General features: G+C 71.2%; 12 protein-coding genes and 1 pseudogene. 10 read left to right on the forward strand and 3 right to left on the reverse strand.

From position 1 onward, the window contains the following. Positions 1–17: 17 nt before the first annotated feature. From D0Z67_RS22540 to D0Z67_RS29750, 5 genes and pseudogenes are all read left to right on the forward strand, one after another. A pseudogene (locus D0Z67_RS22540) lies at positions 18–11,384 on the forward strand (type I polyketide synthase); the annotation flags it as partial. Between the two features lie 299 nt (positions 11,385–11,683). Continuing rightward, a complete protein-coding gene (locus D0Z67_RS22545; protein WP_244942373.1) occupies positions 11,684–13,351 on the forward strand; it encodes an MFS transporter in 1,668 nt (555 codons plus the stop codon). A 139-nt stretch (positions 13,352–13,490) separates the two neighbouring features. Next, the gene (locus D0Z67_RS22550) at positions 13,491–15,563 is read left to right on the forward strand and encodes a HelD family protein (RefSeq protein WP_165507356.1); all 2,073 of its coding nucleotides are present in this window, start codon (positions 13,491–13,493) and stop codon (positions 15,561–15,563) included. Positions 15,564–16,336: 773 nt separating this feature from the next. Next, positions 16,337–16,873: a helix-turn-helix transcriptional regulator gene (locus D0Z67_RS22555; RefSeq protein WP_158713894.1), complete on the forward strand. Its 537-nt coding sequence runs from the start codon at positions 16,337–16,339 to the stop codon at positions 16,871–16,873. 348 nt (positions 16,874–17,221) lie between these two features. Beyond that, entirely contained in the window at positions 17,222–18,325 is a 1,104-nt protein-coding gene (locus tag D0Z67_RS29750) for a hypothetical protein (RefSeq protein ID WP_031181557.1), read from the forward strand. Positions 18,326–18,359: 34 nt separating this feature from the next. Here D0Z67_RS29750 and D0Z67_RS22565 read toward each other — a convergent pair whose 3' ends face one another. Then, complete coding sequence (locus tag D0Z67_RS22565; RefSeq protein WP_031181558.1) at positions 18,360–18,671, reverse strand: SDR family oxidoreductase; 312 nt, start codon at positions 18,669–18,671, stop codon at positions 18,360–18,362. A gap of 62 nt (positions 18,672–18,733) precedes the next feature. Next, entirely contained in the window at positions 18,734–19,231 is a 498-nt protein-coding gene (locus tag D0Z67_RS22570; RefSeq protein ID WP_031181559.1) for a GNAT family N-acetyltransferase, read from the reverse strand. A gap of 117 nt (positions 19,232–19,348) precedes the next feature. Here D0Z67_RS22570 and D0Z67_RS22575 point away from each other — a divergent pair, with 117 nt between their 5' ends. The 5 genes from D0Z67_RS22575 to D0Z67_RS22595 all read left to right on the forward strand — a co-directional run bounded on the left by D0Z67_RS22575 (position 19,349) and on the right by D0Z67_RS22595 (position 24,268). Further along, positions 19,349–19,843 carry a GNAT family N-acetyltransferase gene (locus D0Z67_RS22575; protein WP_199812190.1) on the forward strand — a complete coding sequence of 165 codons (495 nt, stop codon included), beginning with the start codon at positions 19,349–19,351 and terminating at the stop codon, positions 19,841–19,843. Between the two features lie 200 nt (positions 19,844–20,043). After that, positions 20,044–20,622, forward strand: coding sequence for a fasciclin domain-containing protein (locus D0Z67_RS22580; RefSeq protein ID WP_051887772.1), 579 nt, complete (start codon positions 20,044–20,046; stop codon positions 20,620–20,622). Positions 20,623–20,784: 162 nt separating this feature from the next. Then, the gene (locus tag D0Z67_RS22585) at positions 20,785–21,207 is read left to right on the forward strand and encodes a hypothetical protein (protein WP_031181562.1); all 423 of its coding nucleotides are present in this window, start codon (positions 20,785–20,787) and stop codon (positions 21,205–21,207) included. A gap of 20 nt (positions 21,208–21,227) precedes the next feature. Then, positions 21,228–23,576: a hypothetical protein gene (locus tag D0Z67_RS22590; protein WP_031181563.1), complete on the forward strand. Its 2,349-nt coding sequence runs from the start codon at positions 21,228–21,230 to the stop codon at positions 23,574–23,576. Further along, positions 23,576–24,268, forward strand: a complete 693-nt coding sequence (locus D0Z67_RS22595) for a hypothetical protein (protein ID WP_234312789.1) — start codon at positions 23,576–23,578, stop codon at positions 24,266–24,268. The genes D0Z67_RS22590 and D0Z67_RS22595 overlap by 1 nt, the downstream gene beginning before the upstream one ends. A 5-nt stretch (positions 24,269–24,273) precedes the next feature. On the opposite strand, the gene uvrB is transcribed toward D0Z67_RS22595, so the two are convergent. Continuing rightward, entirely contained in the window at positions 24,274–26,196 is a 1,923-nt protein-coding gene (uvrB, locus tag D0Z67_RS22600; RefSeq protein WP_051887774.1) for an excinuclease ABC subunit UvrB, read from the reverse strand. Positions 26,197–26,330: the final 134 nt, after the last annotated feature.

The following is a 26,330-nucleotide window of genomic DNA, read 5'->3' on the forward strand; positions in this document are numbered from 1 at the left end:
TGGACAACGAGCAGAAACTTCGCGACTACCTCAAGCGGGCGACGGTCGATCTGCGGGAGAGCCGGCAGCGGGTGCAGGATCTGGAGGAGCGCGCACACGAGCCGATCGCGATCGTGGGCATGGCCTGCCGGCTGCCGGGCGGTGTCGCCTCCCCGGAGGATTTGTGGGAGCTGCTGAGCGCCGGACGTGACGCGGTCGGTCCCTTCCCGGACGGCCGTGGCTGGGACCTGGAGAACCTGTACCACCCGGACCCCGACCACCTCGGCACCTCGTACGCCCGCGAAGGCGGCTTCCTGTACGACGCGGACCGGTTCGACGCCGAGTTCTTCGGCATCAGCCCCCGCGAGGCGGCGGCGATGGACCCCCAGCAGCGGTTGCTGCTGGAGACCAGCTGGGAGGCCTTCGAGCACGCGGGCATCGCCCCGACGACGCTGCGGGGCACCCGTACCGGGGTGTACATGGGCGTCATGTACGACGACTACGGCTCCCGCCCCCACACCCCCGAGGGCTTCGAGGGCTACATGCTGACCGGGAGCGCGGGCAGCGTCGCGTCGGGCCGGCTGGCCTACACCTTCGGCCTGGAGGCGCCGGCGGTGACGGTCGACACCGCGTGTTCCTCCTCGCTCGTCGCGCTGCACCTCGCCGCGCAGGCGCTGCGCCAGGGTGAGTGCTCGATGGCGCTCGCCGGCGGTGTGACCGTGATGGCGACCCCCGGCACGTTCGTGGAGTTCTCCCGGCAGCGCGGGCTGGCGCCGGACGGGCGGTGCAGGGCCTTCTCGTCGTCGGCGGACGGCACGGGCTGGGCCGAGGGCGTGGGCGTGCTGGTGCTGGAGAAGCTGTCCGACGCGGAGCGCGCCGGGCACCGGGTGCTGGCGGTGATGCGGGGCTCGGCGGTGAACCAGGACGGTGCGAGCAGCCAGCTGACCGCACCGAACGGGCCGTCGCAGGAGCGGGTCGTGCGGGCCGCGCTGGCCGACGCGCGGCTGTCGGCGTCCGAGGTGGACGCCGTGGAGGCGCACGGTACGGGTACACGGCTCGGCGATCCGATCGAGGCGCGGGCGCTCATGGCCGCGTACGGCCAGGCCCGGGGGGACGACAACCCGCTGTGGCTGGGTTCCGTGAAGTCGAACATCGGTCACACGCAGGCCGCGGCGGGTGTCGCGGGCGTGATCAAGATGGTCATGGCGATGCGCGAGGGGGTCATGCCCCCGACGCTGCACGTGGACGAGCCGACCCCCGAGGTCGACTGGTCGGCGGGCACCGTACGGCTGCTGACGCGGACTCAGCGGTGGCCGGAGCTCGGCCGTCCGCGCCGGGCGGGTGTGTCGTCCTTCGGCATCAGCGGGACCAACGCCCACGTGATCCTCGAAGAGGCGCCACGCGCCCGTGCCACCGGAGCGGCGGACGACGCACAGCGGCCGGCGCCGGACCGGCCGGCGCTGCCGGCGCCGTGGCTGCTGTCCGCCAAGTCGGAAGCCGCGCTCCGGGCGCAGGCGGGCCGGCTGCGGGACTGGCTCGCCGCGCACCCCGAGGCGGACGACGCTGATGTCGCCGCCGCCCTGCTCACCGGGCGCGCTCACCTGGCGCGGCGCGGCGCGGTGCTGGGCGCCGACCGGACCGCTCTGCTCGCCGGCCTCACGGCCCTGGCCGAGGGCGTGGAGTCCCCGCAGCTCGTGTCGGGTGCCGCCGCCACCGGCAGGACGGCGTTCCTGTTCACCGGTCAGGGTGCGCAACGTGTCGGCATGGGCGAGGGGCTGGCCGCCGCGTTCCCCGTGTTCGCCGCCGCCCTCGACGACATCTGCGCGGAGTTCGACGCCCTGCTCGGGGTGTCGCTGCGCGAGGTCATGTCCGGCCGGGCCGACGACGCCGGGCACGGCGCCCCGCTCGACCGGACGGAGTACACCCAGCCCGCGCTGTTCGCGTTCGAGGTGGCGATGTACCGCCTCCTGGAGTCGTTCGGCGTGACACCGGACGTGGTGGTCGGGCATTCGATCGGTGAGCTGGCCGCGGCCTATGTGGCCGGGGTGTGGTCGCGGGCCGACGCGTGTCGGCTCGTCGCCGCCCGCGGCCGGCTGATGGGCGCGCTGCCGACCGGCGGCGCGATGCTCGCCGCCGCGGTGCCGGAGGAGCGGGCGCGGCACCTGCTCGCGACCGCGCCGGTCTCGCTGGCGGCCGTGAACGGGCCCACGGCCGTGGTGTTCTCGGGCGGTGCGGCGGCGATCGCCGCCCTGGAGGAGCGGCTGAAGGACGAGGGCGTCAGGACGAGCCGGCTGACGGTCAGTCACGCCTTCCACTCGTCGCTGATGGAGCCGATGCTCGCCGCGTACGAGGAGGTCGCCGGGTCCGTCGCGTACCGGCAGCCCCGCATGGACGTGTGCTCCACGGTGTCCGGTGCGCCGGCCGGTCCCGAGCTGCTGACGCCGCAGTACTGGGTGCGGCAGGTGCGCGAGGCCGTGCGGTTCGCCCCGGCGGTGCGGTCGCTCGCCGACGCCGGGGTGAGCCGGTTCGTCGAGGTCGGCCCGGACGCGGTGCTGGCGGCGCTGACCCGCCACACGCTGGACGAGGAGGTGGCGCAGCGCTCCCTGGTCGAGGCGGCGTCACGGCGGAGCGTCGACGAGGCCGGCCAGTTCCTTCGGCTGCTCGGCGCCGCCCATTGCTCGGGCGTCACCGTCGACTGGTCGCCGCTGTCACCGGCAGGGCCGGTCACCCACCTCGACCTGCCGGTGTATGCCTTCCAGCACCGCCGCTACTGGGTGCAGCCCGAGGACGGCGCGCTCGGTGACCTGGGCCGCGCCGGCCTGTCCACGCTCGACCATCCGATGCTGCGCGTCGCCGCGCCGCTCGCCGGGCGTGACGCATGGCTCTTCAGCGGCAGGCTCTCCACCACCGACCAGCCGTGGACCGCTGACCACACGGCGTTCGGTTCGATGCTGCTGCCCGGCACCGGGTTCGTGGAGCTCGCGTCGGCGGCGGGCAGTCGCTTGGACCTGCCCGTCGTGGACGAACTCGTCCTGGAGGCACCGCTGGTGTTCGAAGGCACTGCCGCCGTGGACGTTCAGGTGTCGGTGACCGAGCCCGACGACACCGGCCGACGGCGCCTGTCGGTCCACTCGCGTGCCGCCACCGGCACCGAGCCGTCCCACCCGGGCGAGCCGGACTGGACGCTGCACGCCACCGGCGTCCTCGCTCCCGCCGACGGTGTGACACCGGCCTGGACCGACCCCGACTGGCCGCCGGCCGACGGTGAGCCGATCGACGGAACGCGGCTGTACGACCGGCTCGCCGACCTGGGATTCGGCTACGGTCCGAGCTTCCAGGGCGTGCGCGCCGCCTGGAGCAGCGGTGACGACGTCTTCGCCGAGGTGTCCCTGGACGGGACGACGGCGGGCCGGGCGGCGGCCTTCGCGGTCCATCCGGCGCTGCTGGACGCGATCTTCCACGCCGCCATCGACGTACTCGCCGACGACCTCCCCGACGGCAGGCTGCCGCTTCCGTTCTCCTTCGGGGGCGTCCGCGTCTTCCGGCGCGGCGCGAGCGCGGTCCGCGCACGCATCAGCCGGTCGGGTTCCGAGAAAGTGCGCATCGACGCCTGCGACGCGACCGGCGCCGCCGTGCTGTCGATCGACGCCGTGCTCGCCCGCCCCGCGGACGCGCGCGCTCTCGCCGGGGCCCGCGCCCCGCTCCACACGATCGCCTGGACGCCGGTCACGGCGCCCGAGGTGCCGGACCGGCCCCTGGTGGCCCTGGGAAGGCCCGTCGAGGGTTGCGCGAAGACGTTCGAGGATGTCGCGGCGTTCGTGGCAGGCGGGAACCCCACCGGTGCGGCCGCCGTCTGGTCGCCCGGGACGACGGCGGCGGACGGCGCCGACGTCCCGGCGACCGTTCGCGCCGCCGTGCACGGCGCCCTCGCGGTGCTGCGTGACTGGCTCGCCGAACCGGGCTGCGCCGACTCGACGCTGATCGTGCTGACCCGCAACGGGGCGGGTCTGCCCGGTGAGACGCCGGATCTCGCGGCGGCGGCCGTCCGTGGCCTGGTGCGCAGCGCGCAGGCGGAACATCCGGGGCGCATCGTGAGCGTGGACCTCTCTGACGACGACCTCGCGGACCCGCACCGGCGGATCGCCGCCGCAACCGCCATGGACGAACCCCAGCTCGCGATCCGTGCCGGCGCCGCGATGGCACCGAGGCTGGTCCGTGCGGCCACCGCCGCGCCGGCCGGCGAGCCCTTCGGTGACGGCACGGTCCTGATCACCGGCGGCGCCGGCGGACTGGGCGCGGTCACCGCACGCCACCTGGTCACCCGGCACGGGGTGCGTCGGCTGCTGCTCGTCTCGCGCCGGGGCTCCGCCGCGCCGGGGGTCGCGGAGCTGGTCGGCGAACTGACCGCGCTGGGCGCCCACGTACGCGTCGCCGCCTGCGATGTCAGCAGGCGCTCCGATGTGGCGGCGCTGCTGGAATCCGTACCCGCGGACGAACCGGTGACCGCTGTCGTGCACACCGCAGGCGTGGTCGACGACGGCACCGTCGAGACCCTGACCGCGGAGCAGGTGGACCGGGTGCTCGCCCCGAAGGCCGATGCCGCCTGGCATCTGCACGAGCTCACCCGCGACATGGACCTGGCGGCGTTCGTGCTGTTCTCCTCCGCCGGGCCGCTGCTCGGCGGACAGGGCCAGGGCAACTACGCGGCGGCGAACGCGACGATGGACGCCCTTGCCCAGCTGCGCCGCAGTGCCGGTCTGCCCGCACACTCGCTGGCCTGGGGGCTGTGGAAGCGCGGCATGGCCGAGGCGCTGAACGAGGCGGGCGCCGAACACCTGGCCCGTCAGATCCGCACGCGTCTGGGTCTGTCCCCGATCGAGCCGGACACCGGCATGCTGATGCTCGACGAAGCGCTGACCACCGGCGAACCGATGCTGATGACCGCGCTGCTCGACACGCAGGCGCTCACCGCGCTGGGCCGGCTCGGCACGCTGCCCGCCGTGCTGCGCGGTCTGATCCACGTGCCGCCGCGCGACCGGACCGCCGACAGCCCGTTGCGCCGACGGTTGCTGGACGCCCCCGCCGATCGATGGGAGGCGCTGATCCGCGACGAGGTCCGCGCGATCGCCGCCGGGGTGCTCGGCCACGAGTCGGCCGACGCCGTCGACCCCGAGACGCCCTTCACGGAACTGGGCTTCGACTCGCTCGGCGGAGTCGAGTTCCGCAACAAGGTGACCGCCGCCACCGGTGTCCCGCTTCCGTCCACGCTGGTGTTCGACTACCCGACCACCGCCGCCGTCGCGGACTTCCTGCGTACCCGGGTCGACAGCGCGGCGCCGGCGAGGTCGCGCCCCGCCACGGCCACCGCCAGGGCCAGGGCCGACGAGCCGATCGCGATCGTCGGCATGAGCTGCCGGTACCCCGGCGGCGTGGAGAACGCCGACCAGCTCTGGGACCTGATCGCCGGGCGCGTCGACGCGATCGGCCCGATGCCCGACGACCGCGGCTGGGACATCGACCACCTGTACGACACCGTCCCCGGCACGCCCGGCGAGACGTACACACGGGAAGGCGGATTCCTGCGCGCCGCCGGTGATTTCGATGCCGCCTTCTTCGGCATCGGCCCCCGTGAGGCAGCGGCGATGGACCCGCAGCAGCGGCTGCTGCTCGAAGCGTCCTGGGAAGCGCTTGAGGACGCCGGTATCGACCCGGCCTCCCTGCGCGGCAGCGACACCGGGGTGTACGCCGGCGTCATGTACCAGGACTACGGCCACACGGCGCGCGAGGCCGCCGACGGTGCCGCGGAAGGCTATCTAGCGACCGGATCGGGCGGCAGCGTCGTGTCCGGCCGGGTGTCCTATGCCCTTGGTCTGGAAGGACCCGCGGTGACGGTGGACACGGCGTGCTCGTCGTCGCTGGTGGCCCTGCACCTGGCGGTGCAGGCACTGTGCGCCGGGGAGACGTCGCTGGTCCTGGCCAGCGGGGTGACGGTCATGTCCACCCCGATGCTGTTCCAGGAGTTCTCCCGGCAGCGGGCCCTGTCACCGGACGGGCGCTGCAAGGCGTTCTCGAGCGCCGCGGACGGTGTCGCGTGGGCCGAGGGCGTCGGCGTGCTCGCCCTGGAGCGGTTGTCCGACGCACAGCGCAACGGGCGCCCCGTGCTGGCCGTGATCCGCGGCAGCGCGGTCAACCAGGACGGCGCGAGCAACGGCCTGACCGCACCGAACGGACCCTCTCAGGAGCGGGTGATCGCCCAGGCGCTGGCCAGGGCAGGGGTGTCGGCGGCCGAGGTGGACGCCGTGGAGGCGCACGGTACCGGCACCACGCTGGGTGACCCGATCGAGGCACAGGCGCTGATCAACGCCTACGGCCAGGACCGGGCCGAGCCGCTGCGGATCGGGTCGCTGAAGTCGAACATCGGGCACGCGCAGGCCGCTGCCGGTGTCGGCGGTGTGATCAAGATGGTCCAGGCGCTGCGGCACGAGACGCTGCCGCCCACCCTGCACGTCGACGAGCCGTCACCGCACGTGGAGTGGCCGGCGGACGCGGTACGGATCCTGACCGAGGCCGAGCCGTGGCCCGCCGGCAATCGCCCGCGCCGGGCGGGGGTGTCGTCGTTCGGGATCAGCGGGACCAATGCGCACGTGATCCTGGAGGAGGCGCCCCCGGCCCCGCCCCGGCCGGTCGATCCACCCCGCCCGCCGGCCGTGCCGCTGCTGTTGTCCGCGCGGACACCCGCCGCGCTGCGGTCCCAGGCGCGCCGTCTGCACGACGCGCTGAGCGAACGTCCGGAGCTCGACCTCACCGATGTCGCGGTGACGCTGGCACTGCACCGCGCGCGGTTCGACCGGCGCGCGGCCGCCGTGGGCCAGGACCGGGAGACACTGCTCGCCGCCCTGGCGCGCCTGGCGGCCGACGAGCCGGGACCGGGCATCGCCGACGACGCCGGCCGGACCGGGACGACCGCGTTCCTGTTCACCGGCCAGGGCGCCCAGCGGACCGGGATGGGCGCCGGCCTGTACCAGGCGTTCCCCGCCTTCGCGGCGGCGCTCGACGAGGTGTGCGCGGAGTTCGACGCCCACCTGGAGCACTCGCTGCGGGACGTGATGTTCGGCGCGGCCGACGAGACGCTGCTCGACCGCACCGAGTACACCCAGCCCGCGCTGTTCGCGTTCGAGGTGGCGATGTACCGCCTCGTCGAGTCGCTGGGCGTGACGCCGGACGTGGTCGCCGGGCACTCGATCGGCGAGCTGGCCGCGGCCCACGTGGCCGGTGTGTGGTCGTTGCCGGACGCGTGCACCCTCGTCGCGGCCCGGGGCCGTTTGATGGGGGCGCTGCCGGCGGGCGGGAGCATGCTGGCCGCCGCGGTGCCGGAAGGGCGGGCCCTGGAGCTGCTGGCGGCGGCCGACGCCGGTCCGGCAGTCGGCGCGGTCTCCCTGGCCGCGGTGAACGCCCCCGACGCGGTGGTCCTCTCCGGAGACGCCGACGCGGTCTCGGCGGTCGAGTCGAGGCTCGTGGCCGAAGGCGTCAGGACCAGCAGGCTGCGGGTGAGCCACGCGTTCCACTCCGCCCTGATGGACCCGATGCTGGCCGAGTTCGCGGAGATCGCCGCCGGCCTGACGTACCGTGAGCCGCGCGTCCCTCTGTGCTCCACGGTCACCGGCGCGTTGGCCGGCGCAGAGGTGGGCACGCCCGAGTACTGGGTACGGCAGGTGCGCGAGGCGGTGCGCTTCGCCCCGGCGGTGCGGTCCCTGCTCGACTCGGGCGTGAGCCTGTTCGTCGAGCTCGGCCCGGACGCGGTGCTGACGGCCATGACCCGCGCCACCGCGGCGGCCGACGTCGCGGCCCCCGCCTCGGTGGTCGCGGCGTCCCGCCGCACCGTCGACGAACCCGGACAGCTGGTCGCCGCGCTGGCCACCGCGCACTGCGCGGGCCGGCCGGTGCGGTGGTCCGACTACTTCGGAGCGCGACCGCAGGCACGGATCACCCTGCCCGCCTATCCCTTCCAGCACGAACGCTTCTGGCTGCTGCCCGCGGAGGCCGCAGCGCCGCTCGCCGGCGCCGACTCGGCCGGCCATCCGCTGCTGCACACCCAGATGCAGCTCGCCGGCAAGGACGAATGGCTGTTCACCGGCAGGCTCTCGCTGCGCACGCACCCCTGGCTCGCCGACCACACGGTCCTGGGCGCGGTCATGATGCCAGGGGCCGGATTCGTGGAACTGGCCCTGGCGGCCGGCGCCCGGCTCGGTGTGCCACGGCTGGCTGAACTGGTCCTCGCGGCGCCGCTGGTCCTCCCGGCCGACGGCACCGCGGACCTCCAGCTCACCGTGGGCGAACCCGACGCGGCCGGGCACCGGACCGTGACCGCCCATGCCCGCGTCGCCGACGCCTGGGTGCCGCACGCCCATGGCCTGCTCACGCCCGCCGCACCGGTCCCGGCACCGGACTGGTCCCGCGCGTGGCCTCCGGCGGCGGGCGAGCCGGTCGACGCGGAGCAGGTGTACCGCGCGCTCGCCGACCTCGGCTTCGGGTACGGCCCGGTGTTCCAGGGTGTTCGCGCCGCCTGGATCCGTGGGGAGGAGGTCTTCGCCGACCTGGCGCTCGACCCCGACAGCGCGGCGCGCGCCACCGACTTCGGGCTGCACCCGGCACTGCTGGACGCGGTGCTCCACGCGGCGGTCGGACCTCTCGTCGAGGGCGGGCCCGACGGCCGGCCGCCCCTCCCTTTCGCCTTCGACGGTGTCCAGGTGGCACAGTCCGGCGTGGGCGCCCTGCGCGTCCGTGTCGCCCGCATCGCACCGGACACCCTGCGCGTGGACGCGGCCGACGCGACCGGTGCCCTCGTGCTGAGCGTGGAATCGGTGCGGTCCCGCCCGATCGAGCCGCAGGCGCTGGCCGAGCTGCGCGGCGCGGCACCGCTGTTCGACGTGGAATGGGTCGCCGTGCCCGCCGTCCCGGAGGCGGACGCGGGGCGCGTCGTCGTACTGGGTGACCCGGAGGCCGTCGACGCCCCGGCGCCCGTGACGAGCTGTGCCGATCCGGCCGGGCTCGCGGGACTGGGGGACGTTCCCGACACGGTGGTGTGGCAGGCGCCCCGCGGGACAGGAGCGGGCGCGGCGGACGTCCACACCGGCGTCCTGACGACGCTCGCCCTGTTGCAGAACTGGACGGGCGCCGCTCACCCCGGTCGGCTCGTGATCGTGACCCGCACGGCCGCGGGGCTGCCCGGCGAGGAGCCCGATCTGGCCGGGGCCGCCGTGGCGGGCCTCGTGCGCAGCGCACAGGCCGAGCATCCGGGCCGTTTCCTGCTCATCGACCACGACGGCGACGCCCTGCCGCTCGCCTCGCTCGCCGACGCCGTGGCACAGGACGAACCGCACCTGGCCGTGCGCGGGGGACGGCTCCTGGCACCGCGACTGCGGTCGCTGCCCGCCACCGGAGCGGACGCGCCGCCGTCGTTCGACCGGGGCACCGTGCTCATCACCGGCGGCACCGGCGGCATCGGTGCGATCGTCGCCCGGCATCTTGTCACGGCGCACGGCGCACGGCGGCTGCTGCTGGTGTCGCGACGCGGCGCAGCCGCCGACGGCGCCGCCGAACTGACCGCCGAGCTGACCGGCCACGGCGCCCACGTCGAGGTCGTGGCGTGCGACGTCACCGAACGCGCCGCTGTCCAGGACCTGTTGGCCGGCATCGGTGCCGACGCGCCGCTGACCGCAGTCATCCACGCGGCGGGCGTCCTGGACGACGGCACACTCGACACCCTGACCGCCGAGCGGACGACACGGGTGCTGGCGCCGAAGATCGACGCGGCATGGCATCTGCACGAGCTGACGCGCGATCTGGATCTGTCGGCGTTCGTGCTCTTCTCGTCCGCGGCCCCGCTGCTCGGCGGACAAGGACAGGGCAACTACGCCGCCGCGAACAGCGCGCTCGACGCCCTGGCACGCCTGCGGCGCGGTGCGGGCCTGCCCGCGCACTCCCTGGCCTGGGGGCTGTGGACCGTCGGCATGGCAGGGACGCTCAGCGGGGACGGTGCCGAGCAGTACGCCCGCCAGATCCGGGCCAGGCTGGGCCTGGTCCCGATCGACCCGGATTCCGGGATGGCGCTGTTCGACCACGCGCTGGAGACCGACCGGGCGACACCGATGACGGCGCTGCTGGACACGGCGGCGTTCACCGCCCTGGCACGCGGCGGCACCCTGCCCGCGGTGCTGCGCGGCATGATCCGGGCCCCCCGGGTCACCGCTAGCGCCGGTGTCAGCCTGGCGCGGCAGCTGGCCGCCCTGCCCGACGCCGAGCTCGGCGCCGCGGTCCTGCGCGAGGTACGCCACGTCGCGGCCGCGGTCCTCGGCCACCTCTCCGGTGACGCGATCGACCCGGACGCGCCGTTCACCGAGCTGGGGTTCGACTCCCTCGGTGCCGTCGAGTTCCGGAACCGGCTGGCACAGCTGACCGAGCTGACGTTGCCGTCGACGCTGATCTTCGACCACCCGACCGCCGCCGACGTGGCGAAGCTGGTGCGGTCGCGGATCGAGGAGTCCGGAACCGGCGTGGCCGAGCAGGTACCGGCCGGCGTGCGCGGCACGATCACCGAGCTGGTGTCGGCGGCGCATCGCCGCGGTGAGCTGGCGGCGGCGATGCCGCTGCTGACCGCGAGCGCCGCCCTGATGCCCCTGTACTCCGCCGACGAGGCCGCCACCCGGGGCCCGGCCGCGCAGCTCCTGGCGCGCGGCGACACGGCACCGGCACTGGTCTGCATCCCCTCGTTCCTCGCGGGATCGGGTTCCCACCAGTTCGCGCGCCTCGCCCGTGAACTGGGCGGCGAGCGGCGGGTCAGCGCGCTGCGGCTGCCCGGCACGCGCGCGGGTGACGACCTGCCACCGACCTGGACGGCGGCGATCGAGAGCCTCGCCGCGAGCGTCGCGGCGGAGCTCGGCCGAGGCCCGGTGGCGCTCATCGGCTATTCGGCCGGTGGCGCGATCGCCCATGCGGTCGCCCGGCGGATCGAGGACGACGGCGGCACACTGGCGGGCGTCGCGATGATCGACACCTACTCCCCGGACGACATCGAACTCAACCGCCACGTGCTCACCGACGCGCTGGGGCAGATCCTGTCCCGGAACAACGCCCTGACCCCCGTGGACGACCACGGCCTGCTCGCCATGGGCGGCTACGCGCGCATCTACCCCGATCGCGAGGCCGAACCGATCGCCGCACCCACCCTGAATCTGCGGGCCACCCTGACGCTGAGCACCTTCGGAGACAGCGATCCGGTCCCGGCCTGGCAGCACCGTGGACCGATCGAGCACATCGAGGCGGATCACTTCTCGATCATCGAGGAGCGGGCGCCGGAGACCGCCGCGCATCTGCGGCGCTGGCTGGACTCACTCGGCGGCCGGTGAGGGCCGGACCGTCGGAACGGAGGAACGGAGGCGCCTGACAGCTCTGCCCGAGCCTGAGCCCGAGCACGCCGCCCGCGCGGCGAGCTCGGGCTCGTCCGTCCGCCGCGGGGGCGCCGCGCGACAGTTCAGGTCCCCGAAGGCAAAGAATTGCCTCGGCCGCAACCACCGAGGAAGGTGAATTCTTCCGGCCCGGCAATTCAGCGGAGGCAGAAAACTATTCGATCCGCAAATTCTGCGGAGGCACAGGATGGAGCTTTCTGCAAATCCGTCGGAGGCATAGAGGTCGCCCGATTGCAACCGTGTCGGCGCGAAAACATGAGCTTGACAGTGTTGTAGGGCCTGTTTATAGTCGCGTCGTTCAAACTCCCGCCGATCGATATTCGAAGGTGGTCATGACCGCGCCTCCGACATTGCCGAAATCCAGGCAACGGTTAATTCTCGCCGTACTCATGGTGTGTTCGCTGCTGATCTGGCTGGACAACACCGTTCTCAGTATCACTCTGGAGACCCTTGCCGACCCGGTCCAGGGACTGGGTGCCAGCCCGGCCGAGCTGCAATGGGCCACCGGCGCCTACACCCTGGTCTTCGCGACCCTGATGTTCACCGCCGGCGCGATGGGCGACAGCTTCGGCCACCGGAATGTGCTCGCCATCGGCCTGGTGATCTTCGCCGGGGCCTCGATCTGGGCGGCGTACGCGGGCGACGCGGGCCAGCTGATCGCCGCGCGGGCCGCGATGGGAGTCGGCGCCGCACTGATCATGCCGGCCAACTTCGCCATTCTGCTGTGGACCTTCACCGGCGCCGGGCGGGCAACCGCGATCGCCATTTCCTCGACATCCACCGGTGTCGGAATGGCGGCGGGCCCGGTGCTGGCGGGACTTCTGCTCGGCCATTTCTGGTGGGGTTCGGTCTTCCTCGTCAACGTCCCGATCATCGTGGTGGCACTGACCGGGATCGTCTTCCTGGTCCCCAATTTCCGCAGCCCCTCCGTGCGGCCGATGGACCCGGCCGGGATCCTGCTGTCCATCACCGGACTCGCGGCGCTGACCTACGGCGTGATCCGTGCGGGGCAGGTGGACGACTGGAGCCGTTGGGACGTCTGGGCACCGACCGCGGCCGGGATCGCCCTGCTGGTCGTCTTCGTGCTCGTCGAATTGCGGACCGAGGCACCGAGTTTCGATCCCCGGCTGCTCGCCCAGCGGATGTTCGGCGGTGGCAACGCGTCCATGGCGTTGCTGTTCTTCTCCGTCGCCGCCATCACCTTCTACAACGCGTTCTACATGCAGGGCGCGCTGGGCTACTCACCGATGAAGGCCGGTCTGGCCAATGTCCCGACGGCCGTCGGCGCCGTCGTGGGCGCGCCCCTGGGCGCCCGTCTCGTCCGCCGGTGGTCACTGCGCCCCGTCGCCGTGCCGGCGCTCACGGTGGCGGCGCTCACCATGGGCGCGGTCGGATTCCTCGATCTGCACACCCCGCTCCTCTGGATCGCTCTCCTGCTGCTGGCGCAGGGCCTCTCCGTCGGCATGGTGATGGCCCCGGTGACCGGCGCACTGCTCAGCAGCCTTCCGCTGGAGCGGTCCGGTGCCGGGTCGGCCGTCACCAACACGGCGCGGCAGGTCGGCAGCGTGATCGGGATCGCGGTGGGCGGCACGATCATGTCGATCGCGTACCGGGACGCGATCGAACCCTCGCTGGGATCCGTCCCGGAGGCGGTGCGGGACAACTCCCGGGTCTCCGCCGAACAGGCCCGCCATGTCGCCGCCACGATCGATCAGCCCGCTCTCGCACGGGCCGCCGATCGGGCGTTCATCCACGCCATGCACGTCGGTGCGGTCTGGATCATGCTCATCACGCTCGTCGCGGTGGTCGTGCTGATGATCGCCCTGCCCGCTGCCGGGAAGAAGAACCCGGCACCGGAGCCGGAGTACGAAGGGGCCCGCAGCGCCGAGCCTCATTCCACCGCCTGACGGGGTGGACGCGGACGGGAACCCGGACCGGAACGGGCGAGTCCACCGGTCCGTCGCCCGGCGGAGCGGTCCGATTCCCGGCGGAAGATCTCAACCCCGTATGTCTCGCCCGACCCGAAGGAGTCCCCGGTTGTCGACCATGAATGATCCCGCTGTGCGTGCGGTGGAAGCGGAGCGGGATTACGTCTCCTCCTTGTACGCGTTGCTCACCGAGCGGCTTTCCGAGGCCCGCGAGAGCCGGGCGAGCGTGCTGAGGGCCAAGGCGGAGAGTGCGGGGGAGGCATACGAGAGGGAGATCGCCGCCGAGCGGCTGTCCAAGGAGATCGGCCGGCTGGAGGGCGCCGAGAAGGGGCTGGTCTTCGGGCGCATCGACTGGACGGACGGCACGGCCCTGCGCATCGGGCGCATCGGACTGCAGACGGAGGAGGACGATCTGCCTCTGCTCGTGGACTGGCGTGCGAACGCGGCACGTCCTTTCTACGAGGCGACGCCGGTCCACCCGATGGATCTGCGGCGGCGCCGGCACCTGCGTCTGGAGGAGCGCACGGTCATCTCGGTGAGCGACGAGCTCCTGGACGGGACCGCTCCCACCGACGACGACGTCGTGGGGGACGGTCCGCTGACCGAGGCTCTGTCGGCACGGCGTACGGGCATGATGCAGGCGGCCGTCGCGACGCTCCAGGCCGAGCAGGACGAGATCGTCCGCTCCGCCCACCGCGGGGTGACCGTGGTCCAGGGCGGCCCCGGCACGGGAAAGACCGTGGTCGCCCTGCACCGGGCGGCCTACGTCCTGTACGCGTTCCCGCGCGCCGCCGAGGAGGGCGTCCTCGTGGTGGGGCCGAACGCCCGGTTCCTCGAGTACATCTCCCAGGTACTCCCCTCGCTGGGCGAGAACGACGTCGTCCTGGCGACCTGCCAGGAACTGGCCGGGGTCTCCACGGACGCGGTGGACCCGTTCGACAGGGCGCGGCTCAAGGGCGGTGCCGACCTCGCCGACGCGCTGGCCGGTCTGCTGCGCGTCCACCAGGCTCCGGCCGGCGATTTCACCGTGCGGGTCGGACAGGAACGGGTCCATGTCTCCGGCGAGGAGGTCGCCATGGCACGTGAGGCCGCAGTCCGAGCCGTACCGGGGCACAACCCCGCGCGCCAGGCGTTCAAGGAACTCCTGGTCGACACCGTCACCGACGCGATGCAACGGGACATGAGCGAGGTCCTCGAACAGATCGACGTCGATGCCGAGAGGATGACGGGCATCAACCTCGACCGGTTCACGGGCGTCGCTCAGCGCCGTGCCGAAGGCGCGGACGACCCGGGGCCGGTCCACGAGCTGGACCTGGACGCCATCCGGGCCGATCTCCTCGACGACGAGGGCGTCGACCGGGCGGTCGAGACGTTGTGGCCACGGCTGGTACCGGCCGACCTCGTGAAGGCGCTCCTGACGGATGCCGACGCTCTCGCCGAGTACCTGCCCCGCCTGACCGCCCAGGAGCGGTCCCTTCTGCTGCGAGGCCCGGACGACCCGTGGACCGATGCGGACGTGGCCTTGCTGGACGAGGCGGCGAGCCTGGTCGACGGCCCCCCGGAACGGACGTACGGGCACGTCGTCGTCGACGAGGCGCAGGAACTGACCGCCATGCAGTGGCGGATGATCGTCCGCCGCTGCCCGGCGAGGGCGATGACTCTGGTGGGGGACTTCGCCCAGGCGGGCCCGGTCGCGACCGCATGCGACTGGAAGGAAGCGCTGAGCCCTCACGTCGGACCTCGGTTCAAGCTCTACAACCTGACCGTCAGCTATCGCACCACGCGGGAAATCCTGGAGAGCGTCCGGGACCTGCTCGCGCGGATCGCCCCCGACCAGAAGCCCACACGGTCACTGCGGAGCGGTGAGAGCCCTCGCACCGTGACCACCTCCCCGCACGAGTTGGCCGCCGCCACCGTCCAGGAACTGCGCGCCCAGAGCACCACGCATCCGGGCGAGCTCCTGGGAGTGATCTGCGCGGACGGCAGGGTGAGCGAACTGACGGCCCGGGGCATCGCTCACCACGCACGCGTCGTGCCCGCGTCCGAAGCACGCGGCCTCGAATTCGACGGGGTCGTCGTCGTGGACCCCGAGGAGATCATCACGGCCCGTCCCGGCGGCGAGAGGGACCTGTACGTGGCTCTGACCCGCGCGACCAAGCGTCTCTGCACCGTCACCGTCCAGCCCGCCTGAACACGCGGCGCCCGCGGTGACACCGCGGGCGCCGCCGACGCGGGGCGATCACCGCCCCGCCCCCGCCGGGCCGCTCGCCGCCTTCCCGCGCGCGCCCGGCCGCCCACGGTGCGGTCCGAGCCCGAGACCGAATCCGCGCCCGAAGCCTTCAGCCCGGCTGTCCACGGGCATTCCGCCGGCCACACCCGACAGGCCCCCATGACGCACGACGTCCGAGCCGTCGAGGCCGCCCCCACCCTCTCCCGGTGCACCGCACGCCCCCCCGGAATCGTCGGGATGAACCCGGCATAGGCGCATAAGCGATCGGGCCGGGACCATCGAACGCGGCAAACAGCCCCCGCAGCCCCGAGGTCCTGTGTGAATTTTTTACTTGAAGTTTCTCTCCGGAGATGCCCTCGTGATCGAACGGGGCTGATCACTGTGGGGTAGACAGTCGGCGTCACTCCGTGCCATGCTCACGTATCAGGAAGTAAACCTTCCGGATTGCGGCATAATTAAACGGGGGAAGTGACATGGGCAACGGGGGAATCGTTGACATGGACAGCGTGAAGAGCAGGTTATTCTGGCAACCGATATCGAGTGACAGGAAGTGCGAGAACTACAGCATTCGGATAGATGACATGGCGCCTGACGTACGTGACGGACGAGTTTCCATGCGCACCGAACGGCTTTGGTCGCGTACCGCTATAGCGTTGATCATCGAAGACGAAATCCGTCGATACAGTATCGAGGGAATGCTTGGTTCACTCGACATCCAGTTGACCGTCCAATCCGTGACGAATGCCGAAGATCTCTCGTCCCTCTCCAGCGGCTGGCTGGTCATCTCGGACAGCGCTGCCCTGGAGTCCGTACCCGACGAGATCTCCGAAAGGCTGCGCAGGCACGACACGCCCGTACTGATCCTGGTGGACCCGTCGGACGTGGTCGAGCAGTCCTGGGCCGATCACGCGAACGGCTTCCTGGACTGGGCCGACCTCTGCCCCGAGTCCCTGCGTGCGGCGATCGTCGATGTGCAGGCCAGACGCTTCCATGTGTCCGCGACCCTGGCCCGACGGTCCGTGACGGCGTCCGACCAGGTCGGGGACGGAAACACCTCGAAGTGCGCGTCGGCGATATCCCTGACGGCACGTGAACATCAGGTGCTGCGCCTGATCGCCGAGGGGCTCAGCAACCGGCAGGTCGCCCGTTCGCTGAATGTCTCCGAACACGGGGTCAAGCGCACGGTCGGCATCATTCTGGCCAAGCTCAACTGCCCGAACCGGACTCTGGCGGTCGTCCGGGCCATGGAGTCGGGGCTGCTCGTCATGTGAGAGGCCGACCGCTCGGCGAGAATCTGCCCCTCCGGCACAGCTGACGAGCGCGTGCACGGTGAGCGGGAGATGTGGTGAGGGACGCACTTCGCGCAGCGATCATCAGCGACCCGAGGATCACGGGTCTTCGGTTCACGTGATCGCTGAACTGATCGCACAGCTCGGCCTGTTGTGGCACGAACAGCACCAGGCCGAGCTTGCGGGCCCGTGAAGCAGGGCGGTTGTCCCGCTTTCCCGCGTTTCTGCGGGCGTTGACGCTCGCTCGCCGCGTGCCGGCGAAAGATGCGCGACACACCTGTTCGGCGGTGGATTCCTCGACTCGTGGCGTCCGTCGGCTCCCATAAGGGCATGTCGACGACAACTCTCCGCCGCGTACGGCGTGAACTCCGGCGCTCCCCCGTCCGTGCCGCGCTCGCCGTCTGTACGGCCGCTGCTCTGACCGGTGCCTGCTTTGCGACGGCCAGTCCGGGGGCCCTGGCGGCGGAGGGGGACGTGGCCACCAGTGTCCTGGCCGACCTCACCGTCTCCGACGTGCCCGAGGCCGGACTCAGCGGCTTCAGCGGTACGTTCGGCACGGCTGGTTCGCCGCCGAACGGGGGGCTGGACCAGGGGGATCTCTCCGACCCGTCCGGAGTGCTGGACCGCCTGACCGTACGAGGTCAGGCGGTGGCCAGGACGAACGCCGAGCCGACGCGGAACTGGGCGCAGGCGCAGGCGTCCGGGTTCACCTTGTCGCTGAACCAGCGGGACTTCCTCAGCGTGGGCTCCCTGGACGCCTACGCCGAGTGCCTCCCCGCGCCGATCGGCCCGCTGGCGCTCGCCTACGCGCGCACCGACTCCGACACCATCGGTGTCCTGGGCCGCCAGGTACCCACTGGCACGACCCAACTCGACGTCACCGGAGCGGAATTGGGCGCCGACGGCGTCAGCACCGCGACCCTCACCGTCCGGTACGACCGTATCGAGGACCCGGCCGGCGGCGGCTACCGGCCGCAGACCTCCGCCCGGGCCGGTCTGGACGTCACCATCTCCGGCGTCCTGCGCGACGAGGACGGGCAGGTCGTCTACGACGGGCCTCTCGTCGATGTCGAGCTGGGGCACGTCGATGTCACCTGCGACAGCCCCACCTCGCCGCCGGTGACCACGCCCCCGGCCACCACCACGCCTCCGGTGACGGTGCCGCCCACCACGATTCCGCCGGTCACCGTGCCGCCCAGCACCGTCCCTCCGGTCACCGTGCCCCCCGTCACCGTCCCTCCGGTGACCGATCCCCCCGTCACCCTCCCCCCGGTGACGATCCCGCCGGTCACGGTCCCTCCCGTCACCGTCCCGCCGGTCACGGTTCCCCCGGTCACCGTTCCGCCGACCACACCTCCGGCCACGCAGTCCCCGACCCCCACCCCGACGAAGCCCGCACCCAGCCACGAGCCGGGCTACGGCTACGGCGGCTGACACACGAGGGTGACCGGCCGCACCGCACCCGGGATCACGCCGTGAGGCGTGCGCCGTCGCACCCGGTGACCGACAGGGCGGTGCCGGACACCATCCGGGCCGCGTCGGAGGCGAGGTAGACGACGGCCGGGGCGACGGCGTCCGAGCCGATCCACGGCACGCCGAGAGGGCGTCTGGCGGCCAGGCCCGGCACGACGGCGTTGACGGTGATTCCGTACTGGCCCGGGTCGAGCGACGCCGCGAGCGCGACCGCGGCCGACCGCCCGATGCCCCGGGCGGCGCCGGTCACCACCGCCACCCGGCCGGACAGATCGAAGGGACTGGTCGAGGCGCGGTATGTGGTCATGGGGCGAAGTCTGACGGAGGAGGCGGGGCGGATCGGCCGACCGGTCGGAACCGGGCACGGTGTCACTCGGCCGCCGCGCCCCTCGGGCGGTACTCCATCAGCAGACGGCTTCCCAGGGTGCCGGTCACGCGGAAGCCCGTCTTGTGCCACGCCCTGACGGCACGAGGGTCGGACGACTCCGGGTCGACGGTCACCCGGTCCCAGCCCAGGACGGTGTGGAGGTGCCGGACCAGCGCACGCGCGGCGTCGGGACCGAGGCCCCGGCCCTGGGCGCTCGGGTGGAGGACCAGGTCGATGCCGCCTTCGCGGGGGCCTGTGGAGACGTACTGCGCGTAACCCACGGGGACGGCGTCCCTGAGGACCAGCAGGGACACGACCGCAGGGCGGCGTCGGCCGGTGTACTTCGCGGACACTTCCTCGCGCGTGAGCGGCCGTCCGCCCCAGTGGCGGACGAACGCGGGGTCGGCGAACCAGTCGGCGAGCAGCGGCAGATGCTGTTCGGTGGCGGGGATGAGGACGGTCGTCTCGCCCGCGATCCCACCCTCCGGCATGTCCGGCATGAACGCCCTTCCCCAGGTGTGCCCGGCCGGTTCAGTGTCCAGGGACGTGGACGGTACGGGCAAGGGAATCGGGTTGCTCCAGGTTCCGCCGAGGCGTATGCCGGCGTGCCGGAGGCGATGCGAGTGATTGATGTGGTGTTGAGCCTGACCGTGCGGGAGCTGACGCACGCGGATCTCGCATCGTGCGGCTGGGCGGGGACCCCGCTCCATCTGGCTGGCGTGGAGCGGCAGTTGGAGCGGGTGCGGTCCGGCGAGGTCGACTATCTGGCCGTCTGCGCACGCAATGACGTTCCGATCGCCAAGGGGGGCGTCGACTACCTGGTCGAGCACGGGGTGGGCACGCTGTGGCAACTGGCCGTCCATCCCGCACTGCAGTCCTGCGGTATCGGCACCGTTCTCGTCTCGGCAGCGGAACAGCGCATCAAGGACCGCGGACTGCGATACGCGGAACTGAGCGTCGAGGACGACAATCCGCGTGCCCGCGCGCTCTACCAACGCCTCGGTTACGTCGCCCGCGACCGTCGGCCGGACGCGTGGGACGAGCAGACCTCCGACGGAACCCCGCGTCGTCACGAAACCATGTGCACGGTGATGCGCAAAGACCTGTCGTAGCGGGCGAGGGGCCGTGCGGCGACCGGGGTGGGAGTCGTCGCCGCCCGGCTCGAGATGCGGCCCCCGAGCCGCGCTGCCTATCCTTGCCAAGGACCGGGCGGAGCTGCCCGGGGCGTGGTCGTGCAGGCCCCCGCTCAGCAGAGAGGGCTTGCCCCGCAAGCCGCCTTCGCGGCGCTCACACCTCCATGGGAGGGAGTGCGATGAGGCTCATCCACATGCACACGGTCAGGTTCACCGGCGCGGCGCTGGCCGCCATCCCGCTCGCGCTCGGTGCTCTCACATCCCAGAGCAGCGCACAGGAACCGTCACCCAGCCCCTCGGGAACGTTCGGATCGGGCTGCTCGGCGCTCTCCCAGAAGGCCGACACGGCCAAGGACAAGGTCGTGGATGCCGCGGCCGCGTACCCGCAGCTGAGCCAGCTGGTCTCGGCGGCGGTGCGGGCGCACCTCACCGACACCCTGAACGGCAAGTCCGACATCACCGTCTTCGCGCCCGACAACGACGCCTTCAAGAAGGTGACCGCGTCCCAGCTCTCCTCCCTGCTCAGCAACGAGGGGCAGCTGAAGAAGGTGCTCAGCTACCACGTCGTGGACAAGAAGATCACGCCGGACCAGCTGTCCAACGGCTCCTTCACCACGGTGGAGGGCGGCAAGCTGACCACGTCCGGCTCGGGCAGCGACTTCAAGGTCAACGGCAAGGCGAGCATCGTCTGCGGCAACATCAAGGCCGCGAACGCCACCATCTACGTCGTGGACTCGGTCCTCCAGCCTCCGTCCTGACCCGCCCGGGTCCTCCGCTTCACCCGGCGAGGCACGGCGCCGCCCGCACGCGCGGCCGCCGTGCCTCGCCCTGTCACTGAACTCGGTCACCGAACGAGGGACTTGATCGGGCCGAGGCCACCGTGGCTATGGTGGTGGCGGGCCAGGGACTTGGGGGAAGCGGTGGCGTTCGACCAGGAGTGGGCAGAGCTGCGGGCGGCGGCGTCCGAGCGAAGTGCAGTACTGCTGAACAGCGTTCCGGCCGAGGACGGCGGGGGCGGCTACGGCCTGGTGGTCAACCGGGACGACCTCGGCGCCATCGGCAACGACGCGTACGACCTGCTGGGACGGCTGGGTAAGGACGGCGACGTCGCCCGTGCCTCCACGTTCGACGCGGCTACGGCGCTGACCAACCACGACTTCGCGAGCGGTGCGGCCGTGCTGAAGGTGCACGACTTCTGGCAGACGCATCTGAGGACGCTGCTGGACGCCTGCGGGCAGATCTCCAACCACCTCGACTACAGCAAGGCCCGGCACGCCAAGGACGAGGTGAAGATCGTGGGAGAACTGGCGCAGATCTCCGCGCTCACGGACGACATGAAATAGGGCTCGGGGGAGCGCACGGCATGCTGAAGTACGAGGACATCATCGACGCCCCGCTGGGGAAGCTGAAGGCCGCCGCCGACGACTGGTCGGAGATGGCGGGGAAGCTGGACAAGCTCGCCACGGACGCCGCCGACGGGATGAAGGCGAAGGCGGACAAGGCCGACTGGGAGGGCGTCAACGCGGGCGTCACCAAGGCGTTCATCGGCAAGACGGTCAAGGAGTTCGCGGACGCCGCGGCCGAGGCCAAGGGCGTGAAGCTGATCCTGGAAGACGGCTACGCGGCCATCAAGCAGGCCCACGACGACCTGGTCGGCATCCGGGACCACGAGGGGCCCGCGGCCGGCATCCGCGTGGACGGCAAGGGCAAGGTCACTGCGCGGAAGCCGTTGTCCGAACTTCGCATGGCGCGGCACGACCCCGACTACATCGACCTCATCGGGCAGGAGAGGAAGAACATCGAGTCGTGGCAGAAGAGGATCGACCTCATCGTCGACAACTGCAACGACACCGACCTCGCCCTCAAGAACGCCCTTGAGGCCAACGTCACCGACCGCAAGGACTTCAGCCCTCCCACGTACACCAAGCTGGACCAGGAGGAGGCCGCCCGCGCCGCCGCTCTCGCGGCCAAGGGCCGGGACCTCACCCATGCCGAACTCCAGCAGCTCAACGAGCTGTTGAAGGACAACAGTGCGTCGAAGGAATTCGCCAAGGACTTCTACGGCACGCTCGGCCCCGAGAAGTCGCTCGCCTTCTTCGGCCAGCTCTCCACGGACACGTACGACTACAGCAAGGTCGATCCGGAGCGCCTCAAGGACGTCCAGGAACTCCAGAAGAACCTCGGCCTCAACCTCGCCACCGCCTCCCACGACAAGGACTTCACCAACAAGTGGGGCCCGGAGCTACGCAAGTTGGGCCCCGAGCGCATCCCGCTGGCCAAGCACGACTACGGCGGCCCGTTCGGCTACCAACTGCTCGGCGGGATCATGCGGAACGGCAACTACGACGCCCGGTTCCTCAACCCGATAGCGGAGCATGTGGCTCAACTGCACGCCAAGGAACCCTACTTGTTCGCTGAGAACAAACAGGTGAACGGCTGGTTGAAGAACCAGTTCAACCCCTCCGGCGTGAACGGAGCCGGATACGACCCCGCCACCGCCATGCTCGAAGCCCTCGGCAACAGCCCTGACGCGGCAAAGCACTTCTTCGCCGACCCACCGACGGCGTACAACGAGGACGGCACGGTGAATCACGGTGCCACGGCCGCTCTCGGGAAGGACAAGGACGGCCACGCGATCGACAACTACCTCGACTTCTTCAGCGACGAGAAGTGGAAGTCCTTCCCCGACACCAACTCGACGGACCCGGACGAGTACAAGGCGTCGCTCAACCAGATGCCCGACGCCCTCGGCCACGCCCTGGAGGCGGCGACCCTCGGCTACCCGGCCGGGCGCCCGGACGGCCATGTGGTGCGGGACGCGGACAACGCCGCGATCATGCAGAAGGTCATGGAGAAGTACGGCTCCGACCCCGAGCTGCTGAAGAAGCACCACGAGGCGATGGCCGACAGCCTCGGCACCATGGGCGCCGGCTACATCGACGACATCAACTGGGCGCTGGACAAGAACGATTCGCAGAGCGTGTTCGCGCCGGGCAGGAATCCGGACGGACACGTCGACTTCGCGGACACGGCGGACGGGAACGGGCGGAGCGTCGTACGGGGCTTCCTCAGCACCCTGGGGCAGCATCCGGACGCCTACGCGACCGTCTCCGCCGCCGAGCAGGTCTACACCCGCAGCGCCCTCGAAGAGACCGTCGGCCCGGACGGGAAGATCAGCGAGGGCGCCGCCAGGGCGACCGTGCGCACGGGCGCCGAGGTACAGGGCATGCTCGACCAGTCCCGCGCCGACCAGGTCGAGGCGACCAACCTCAAAACCCACGAGGACTACGAGAAGGCGGTCGCCAGCCGGGCGGGCTGGGTCGAGTTCGGAGCAACGGCGGGGCTCGCGGCGGGGGTTGCCTTCCTTCCCGCGACCGCGGCGGTGGGCGCGGCCGCGGTACTCATCCCGCTCGCGACAGACACGGCCAGCGGGGCTGTGGAACAGGTCATCGGGCAGGCGGTGGGTGACGTGGCGGACAACTCGGTGGATGAGCACAAGGAGAAGCTGGAGGATCTTAGCCGGACCGAGAAGACGAAGATCTACTCAGCCGGCGAGAGCATGGCCGAGGCTCCCGCGGGGGAGTTCCTGGATCTCCACGGTGTGGACAGGGACAGCCAATTCAGGGAGGACCTGCTCGAATCGATGCTGATCGGCTATGGCGTCGGCAATGATCGGGCGAGGCAGCAGGGCAACGACCCGGAGACCGGCTGATGCACGTGAGGATACGGACAGTGTTCAATCGAAGGCCGGTACTGCTCGCGGTGGCCGTGGTCGGCTCGTTGCTCATCGGGGCCACCGGTTGTAGCGGTGACAAGGACAAGGACGGCCTTCCGAAGGACTATAAAGTCGTGGCCGGGACGCAACTATGCGGTGGCCATGCCATATCTGACGACGCTGCCAAGGCGTTGAGGACGATCACGGGGTCGTCCCGGTTCGAGGCATCGGATGAGAAGTACACCGTCGCGCAGGCCGCGACGGAGCTTGCCTCCGTGTTCCCCTCCACCAGCGTCGGCAGAGAGGACGCCTGCCGCATCTTCACGGCCATCGGTACGCCGAATTTTCAGCTCAGGATCACTTGGAGCCTGGACGACAGTGCCCCCACAGGTGCGCCTGCTTCGAAGTTCACCGTGCTGAAGATGGGGGAGCGCACCGATGCGGCGACGGAAAAGGCTTACGTCTTCTTCGCGTGCCGGAGCCCCAAGTTGCTCGGCTCGCCGAGTGCGGCCCACATCGCAATCGGAGTGGAGTACTGGGGCATGCCGAAGGACCCGCAGGACAACATCAAGGCGCTCAAAAACGCCTACGCCACCGTCGCCCACTCCTTCTCCCTCGCCATAGCCAAAGAACTCCGCTGCGACAAGAACGGCGGCCTCCCCCCGAAGCCCGTGCTGGACCCCGCCTAACCGTCTTACGCCGCCATCTTCTGGTTGTACGACGTGCCGGTCGTCGGGTGCTGGGACTCCGCGTACTCGGCGGACACCGTGGCCCGGATCTTCTTGCGGAGGGCGGTCGGGCGGATGCCGTGGCTCTCGTTGTGGGCGATCTGGAGGGCGCGGCGGCGGTTGGTCTCGTCGATGGCGCGGGTCATGGAGGGGGTGAGGCGGTTGGCGTACATGTGCACCTCGCCGCTGACGTTGCGCGCCGCGCGGCCGATCATCTGGATCAGCGCGGTGTCGTTGCGGAAGATCCCGTCCTGGTCGGCGTCGAGGATGGCGACCAGTGAGACCTCCGGCAGGTCGAGCCCCTCGCGCAGGAGGTTGATGCCGACGAGCACGTCGTACTCGCCCCGGCGCAGGTCGGCGAGGAGCTGGACGCGGCGCAGGGTGGTCACGCCGGAGTGCAGGTAGCGGACGCGGACTCCCTCGGCGTCGAGGTAGTCGGTCAGCTCCTCCGACATCCGCTTGGTCAGCGTCGTCACCAGGGTCCGCTCGCCCCGGGCGGACCGCTCACGGATCTCCGCGAGCAGGTCGTCCATCTGGCCGGCGGTCGGCTTGACCGTCACTTCGGGGTCGAGCAGCCCGGTCGGCCGGATGATCTGCTCGACGACCGCGCCCCGCGCGGAGGTCAGCTCGAACCGGCCCGGCGTCGCGGACAGGTAGACCCGCTGCGGGCAGCGCGCGGCGAACTCCGACCACGTCAGCGGACGGTTGTCCATCGCGGACGGCAGCCGGAAACCGTGCTCGACCAGGGTGTTCTTGCGCGCGGCGTCGCCGTGGCTCATACCGGAGAGCTGCGGCACCGTGACGTGCGACTCGTCGATGACGACGAGCATGTCCTCGGGGAAGTAGTCCAGCAGCGTGGACGGCGGTGCGCCGGGGGCGCGGCCGTCCAGGTGCCGGGAGTAGTTCTCCATCCCGGAGGCGACCTGGGTGTGCCGGATCAGCTCGATGTCGTACTCCGTACGCGTCTGCAGACGGTCGGCCTCCAGCAGCTTCCCGGCCCGGGTCAGCTCCGCGACGCGCTCCTTCAGCTCGGCCTGGATGGAGTCGGCCGCCGTGCGCATCCGCTCGGGGCCCGCGAAGTAGTGGGTGGCGGGGAAGACGCGGGTACGGTCGATGACCTCGCGCACCTCGCCGGTCTCCGGGTCGACGACGGTCAGCCGCTCGACCGAGTCGCCGAACATCTCCACCCTGAGCATCGTGTTCTCGTACGCGGGGTGGATGTCGATGGTGTCGCCGCGCACGCGGAAGCGGCCCGCGGCCGGCTCGCCGTCCGTGCGGGTGTACTGGATGTCGACCAGGGCCGCGAGCAACTCCTCCCGGTCGACGGTGTCGCCCACCGCGAGCTGGAAGGAACGGTCGAGGTAGGACTGCGGCGTGCCGAGGCCGTAGATGCACGACACGGACGCCACGACGATCACGTCCCGGCGGCTGAGCAGCGACCAGGTCGCCGAGTGGCGCAGCCGGTCGACCTCCTTGTTGGAGACCGACTCCTTTGCGAAGTAGGTGTCGGTGCTCGGGGCGTACGACTCGGGGCGGTAGTGGTCGTAGAAGGAGACGAAGTACTCGACCGCGTTGTGCGGGAACAGCTCGCGCAGCTCGTTGGCGAGCTGGCCGGCGAGGGTCTTGTTCGGCGCGAGTACGAGGGTCGGCCGCTGCAGCTTCTCGATCAGCCAGGCGGTGGTCGCGGACTTGCCGGTGCCCGTGGCGCCCAGCAGGACCACGTCGCTCTCTCCGGCGCGGAGGTGCTTCTCCAGCCCGGCGATCGCCTGCGGCTGGTCTCCGGACGGGGTGTGCGGGGACACGACCTGAAACGGCCGACCGGTCCGTATGACCTGGTCGGCGGTGTGCTCGGCAAGGGTGATGCGCCGGTTCTCGGACGGGAATGCCATGCGTTCGCTCCTGAACTCTATGTAACCGCACAGAAGCGGACAAAAGCTATTTAGGCTCCGTCCAGTTTGCGTGTAGCACCCAATATTGTCAACGTCTAATAGCTTTACGGTCGACTTGTATGATAAGGCACCCG

The organism is Streptomyces seoulensis (assembly GCF_004328625.1).
Classification (GTDB): domain Bacteria; phylum Actinomycetota; class Actinomycetes; order Streptomycetales; family Streptomycetaceae; genus Streptomyces; species Streptomyces seoulensis.